Genomic DNA, 4,878 nt, shown 5'->3' with positions numbered 1-4,878 from the left:
ACGCTGTCCTCCGGTACGCCGTGAGCGTGCAGGAAACGGCGGGCCTCGTCCGCGCTGTCCACCTCGAAGCGGCGGCCGCTGTCATGGAACCGCTCGCCCAGGCCCAGGTCGTGGAACATCGCGCCGATGTAGAGCAGCTCGGGATCGAAGCCCAGCCCCCGCCGGCCGCCCTGGAGGCTGCCGAACCAGAAGACGCGGCGGGAGTGGTGGTAGATCAGCTCGCTCGTCGTGTCCCGGACCAGTTCCGTGGCCGCGGCGGCCAGCTTCGTGTCCGGCACGGACACTCCGGCGGCACTGGACGCGTGGACGGTCATGGCGTGACTCCTGTCGTGGAGGTGGTGATGGAGGAGGAGGGGCGGGGGTGCGGGCCCCGGCCTGCTGATGGCACCAGCCTGCTCGACGTACGTGCCCTACTGCCATGTCCCTGTGGACAGGTACCCCACACATCCGGACACGCCCTGCCGCTACCGTGGACCCGTGCCCGAACAGCCGGACGGACCCCGCCCCCACCACGTCTGCGTCCTCGCCTTCGACGGCGTACGCCTGCTCGACGTCGCCGCTCCCCTGGAGGTCTTCGACACCGCGGCCCGCTACACCGGCGGCCGTTACACCGTGCGGGTCTGCACCCCCGACGGGCGGGACGTCAGGACCTCCACCGGGCTGCGGATCGCGGCCGATCTGGCGGCGGCCGACGCGGGCGGCGCCGACACGCTCGTCGTTCCCGGCCACGCCGAGCTCGTCACGTTCGCCGAACGGCCCGACCTCGTCGAGCTCGTGGCCGGACTGGCAAGCGGGGCGGGGCGGGTGGCCGCCGTATGCACCGGCGCGTTCGCCCTCGCCGCGGCGGGCCTGCTGCGCGGGCGCAGGGCGACGACGCACTGGGAGCACGCGGCGCGGCTGGCCCGGCTGTACCCCGAGACCACCGTCACGCCCGACGCCATCCACGTCCAGGACGGTGCCGTCCTCACCTCGGCCGGGGTCACCGCGGGCATCGACGTCTGCCTGGCTCTGGTGGAGCAGGACCACGGCCCCGACACCGCCCGCCGGGTCGCCCGTGACCTCGTGGTCTTCCTCCAGCGGCCCGGGGGGCAGTCCCAGTTCTCCGCGGCCTCGCGCACCCCGGCGACCAGCCATCCGGTGCTGCGCCCGCTCCTGGACGCCATCGCCGCCGACCCGGCGGCCGACCACCGGCTCGCGCTCCTCGCGGGGCGGGCCGCCGTGAGCCCCCGGCATCTGACCCGGCTCTTCACACGGCAGCTCGGCACCACCCCGGCCGCGTACGTGGAGTCCCTCAGGCTCGAAGCCGCCCGCATGCTCCTCGAAAGCGGCGCGAGCGTCACCGACGCGGCCGCACGCAGCGGCCTGGGCAGCGACGAGACGCTGCGCAGGGCCTTCGCCCGCCACCTGGGGACGACACCGTCCGCGTACGCGGCACGCTTCCGCACGACACGGGCGGGTGCGTGAGCCCTCAGGCGCCGGCCGGGGCGCGGTGGTGTGCCGCCTCGCGGCCGGGCCCGGGCCACCGCGCCATGAAGACGTCGACCGGGTCTTCGCTCTCGACGGTGAAACCGTGGCGCGCGTACAGGCGTTGGGCCTGGCTGCCCTGAAGGACGTTCAGGCGGACGACGGCGCCCTCGGCGTCGGTCCGGTCGAGGAGCTCGCGCAGCACGGCCGAGCCGAGGCCCCGGCCCTGGAGGGCGGGATCGAGGAAGAAGTGCTCAAGCCACTGCCCGTCCTGTGCCGGCCGCAGGGCGACGCACCCCGCGAAGGCGCCGTCGACGAGGATGATCCACGTATGACGGGGTATGTAGGCGTCCCGCAGCCTCTGGCGCACCCGATGCTCGTCGAACCGGCCAAGCCGCTCCAGATCCGGGCGCATCACGATCGCCCGCAGCTCGACGATGGTCTCCAGATCGGCGGGCCGCGCGGCCCGCAGCGCCCATCCGGGGAGGGGCGCCGCGGCCTGGCCCGACTGCTGCACATGCGTGGTCATGGCCGAAGTATCCCCTGGTCACCGCAGGGCGGTACGGGGCGGGTCCTCAGGTGCGTCAGCGCGTGACCTGCCAGCTGAGCGAGCCGGACATCAGCTTGCGCAGCTCCGGGTCGCGGACCGCCTTGCCCGGGTCGGTGGCCCGTGCGGTGACGGTGTGCGCCCGGCCGTCCGCGGGCACACCGAGCGAGCCGGGGCTCACGCTGCTCGCGCCCCGCGAGCTGCGGACCTCGCGGCCGTCGAGGTACCAGCGCACCCGCGCATGGGAAGACGCCGCCACGCGCAACCGCTCGCTGCCGCTCACCTTCGTGTCGGTGGGCGTGACACCGGTGAGGACGGGTGCGTGCTGGTGGAAGCCCGCGATCATCGCCTCGCGTCCGGGCAGATTGAACTCGCGGCCGAGCGTCCGCATGATCGAGTCCTCGGTGGGGCGGTTGAGGCCGTGCCCGTGGTAGCCGCCGCCCTCGTACGCACCCACCTTGCCGCCGTCGGGTGAGTCCTGGCCCAGCCAGCGGTGCCACTTCGTCTTCTGCGCGGCCATGTCGGCGGCGCTCAGCTTGGTGAGGTTGGACTCGCCGGGCTCGGGGCCGCTGTAGGTGCTCTCGTCGTACCAGTACTCGTCGGCGAGCTTGCCGAAGGAGTGCCCCGTCTCGTGCACGGCGACCTGGTCGGAGTCGGGGTGGTCGGAGGAGGCGGTGCCTATGCCGTCGTACCCGGACGGCGAGCTGATGGCGTTGTAGCCCGCGCCGCCGTACTTGGTGGAGTTGCCGAGCACGATGACGAGATCGGGGTCGGCGGCCTTGCTCGCGTACGCCTCGACCTTGTTGGTGTCGACGCACAGCAGCCGCTCGATGCCGTCGCAGAAGAACGCGGAGTTCAGGGCGGTGTTCTTGCGGACGTCGCTGGTCGGATCGCCCGAGACGCCCGACTGCTGCGAGTGCGCGTCGACGGCCCAGACGTTGAAGAGGTCCTCGTACTCGGCGTACGGCTGGACGGCGGCCATCTCCTTCCACTTGGTGCGCACGTCGGCGTGGAAGTCCTCCTGCTGCGAGGCGGTGTACCCGTCGCCGATGAACACGACGTCGACCTTGGTGTCGCTCGCTCCGGCCTCCACGATCGGCAGGACGTCGCCGTCGTTCTTGATCGTGGACCGCTCCTTCCCGGTGAGAGGGGAGGAGGCGGGGACCTCCGTGCGGCGGGGGTGGCTGCCGGGGCCGGTGAAGTACTCGACCTCGACGGGGTCGGCGGAGCCGGCGCTCCTGGCGCTCGGGGTATCCGGGGTGTGGCCGTCCCCGAGCTGGTCCGCGGCGACCGGCGCGGTGGCGGCGAGCGCCGCCGCCAGAGCGGCACCGATGGCCACGGTGAGACGCGTGCGGGATATGTGGGATGCGTGTCTGCGCATGGAAGATCTCCCGGGAGTCTGCGCGGAGCCGGAGGGGTCGGCGAGTCCGCGACATAAGTGGGGGGTTAAGGGAGCTTAAGGCGCGGTTCAATGTAGGGGCTGCGGGGAAGCCAGGCAATGCCCGAGGCGCAAGGTGCCACAGAGAAAGCGGAGTTCTGGCCATTCGTCGCCAACCACCGCCTCTGTAAAGCTGGTTGGCCTTGGTTAGAGCTGGGAGAGGATGAGATGGCGGGCAGTGGATCTGGGACCGGGCGGCTCGACGATCCCGCGGCGATCGGACGCCGCGTCCTGCGGCTGCGCACGGAACGCGGCCTGACACAGCGGCAGTTGGCCGAGCCCGCGTATACCCCCGCGTACGTCTCCACTCTGGAGGCGGGCAAGGTGAGGCCCTCCGAAGCCGCCCTCCGGCACCTGGCCGAGCGCCTGGGCGTCACTCCCGGGGAGCTGGCGACGGGGCGCCCGGCCCGGCTGGCCGCCGAGCTGCGCCTGCGCCTGACCGACGCGCGGCGCGCCCTGGCCACCGGCGACACCGAGGATGCCGCCGCTCTCTTCCGCTCCCTGTGCGCCGAAGCCGTCGAGCACGCGCTGCCGGGGGAGCAGGCCGCCGCGCTCCTCGGGCTCGGCGAATGCCTCCTGGAGTCCGGCGATCTCGACGAGGCACACGAGTGCTTCGCCTCGGTGGAGCGACTGCTCGCCGACGAGCCGCTGACCCGCCGTGTCCCCGCCATCCGCGGCCGCGCCAACGCCCACCGCCTCACGGGTGAACTCCGCTACGCCTGCCACCTCCTGGAGACCGCTCTGGACCAGCTCAACGCCTCGGGCCTGCACGACCCCGACGCGCTGCTCCTGCTGTACTCGGCGTCCATCGCCCCCTACATGGACATGGGCGCGCCGGAGCGCGCCGCGCACGCCGCCGAACTGGCCCTCGCGCTCGCGCCCCGCGTGGACGATCCGGCGCTGCTCGCCGGGATGCACCGCGGGGTGGCGCGCACGCTCATCGCCCGGGGGCGTATCGCCGAGGCCGATGCGTCGCTGGCCAGAGCGCAGGATCTCTATCAGCAGCTGCACATCCGTACCGAACTCGCCCACTGCCACTGGATGCGCGGCTATGTGCACGCGCAGGACGGCGACCTGGAACGCGCCGAGAGCGAACTGCGCACCGCACACGACATGCTCACGGCCAAGCGGGCCGCGCTCTTCGCCGCGCAGGTCGAGGTGGAACTCGCGGACGTACTGCGCCGGCGCGGCAGGGTCCGGGAGGCCGAAGCCCTGCTGAGGCCGCTGCTGGCCGGCGGGGCAGCGGAACTCGCCGGACCCGCCGGACCCGCCGGACCCGCCGGACCCGCCGGACCCGCCGGTCCCGGTCCCGCGGAAGCTCCGGCGCTGCGGGCCGGGCGCGGCGCGGTGCATGTGGGCGCCGCGCACCGGCTGCTCGGCCTCATCGCGGAGGAGTGCGGTGACACGAAGGCCGCCGAGGAGCACTACC

The 4,878-nt window shown here is 73.1% G+C and carries 5 protein-coding genes; 2 read left to right on the top strand and 3 right to left on the bottom strand.

Going from position 1 to position 4,878, the window contains the following annotated elements; genetic code table 11:
* Nucleotides 1-314 (bottom strand): HD domain-containing protein (locus ACQKIP_RS39625; protein ID WP_427745271.1); only part of this gene is annotated, 314 nt, incomplete at its 3' end.
* Between the two features lie 163 nt (nucleotides 315-477).
* On the opposite strand from ACQKIP_RS39625, the gene ACQKIP_RS39620 reads away from it, so the two are divergent.
* Nucleotides 478-1,464 (top strand): GlxA family transcriptional regulator, encoded by a 987-nt coding sequence (locus ACQKIP_RS39620; RefSeq protein WP_365861076.1) that lies wholly within the window; start codon nucleotides 478-480, stop codon nucleotides 1,462-1,464.
* 4 nt (nucleotides 1,465-1,468) lie between these two features.
* Here ACQKIP_RS39620 and ACQKIP_RS39615 read toward each other — a convergent pair whose 3' ends face one another.
* Together ACQKIP_RS39615 and ACQKIP_RS39610 are read right to left on the bottom strand one after the other, a co-directional pair.
* Entirely contained in the window at nucleotides 1,469-1,993 is a 525-nt protein-coding gene (locus ACQKIP_RS39615) for a GNAT family N-acetyltransferase (protein ID WP_365861078.1), read from the bottom strand.
* Nucleotides 1,994-2,048: 55 nt separating this feature from the next.
* Complete coding sequence (locus tag ACQKIP_RS39610; protein WP_365861080.1) at nucleotides 2,049-3,392, bottom strand: M64 family metallopeptidase; 1,344 nt, start codon at nucleotides 3,390-3,392, stop codon at nucleotides 2,049-2,051.
* A 225-nt stretch (nucleotides 3,393-3,617) separates the two neighbouring features.
* Between ACQKIP_RS39610 and ACQKIP_RS39605 the strand changes: the two genes are divergently transcribed.
* Nucleotides 3,618-4,878, top strand: a 1,261-nt coding sequence (locus tag ACQKIP_RS39605) for a helix-turn-helix domain-containing protein (RefSeq protein ID WP_427745270.1), incomplete at its 3' end; no start/stop codon positions are given.

It is taken from the genome of Streptomyces sp. NPDC059900 (assembly GCF_050270335.1).
Classification (GTDB): Bacteria; Actinomycetota; Actinomycetes; order Streptomycetales; family Streptomycetaceae; genus Streptomyces.
This window is presented reverse-complemented; position numbering and strand designations above follow the sequence as displayed.

Excerpts from the sequence above, each read along its gene's own strand:
- ACQKIP_RS39615 (WP_365861078.1), bottom strand. The coding sequence starts at position 1,993 with ATGACCACGCATGTGCAGCAGTCGGGCCAGGCCGCGGCGCCCCTCCCC.
- ACQKIP_RS39610 (WP_365861080.1), bottom strand. The coding sequence starts at position 3,392 with ATGCGCAGACACGCATCCCACATATCCCGCACGCGTCTCACCGTGGCC.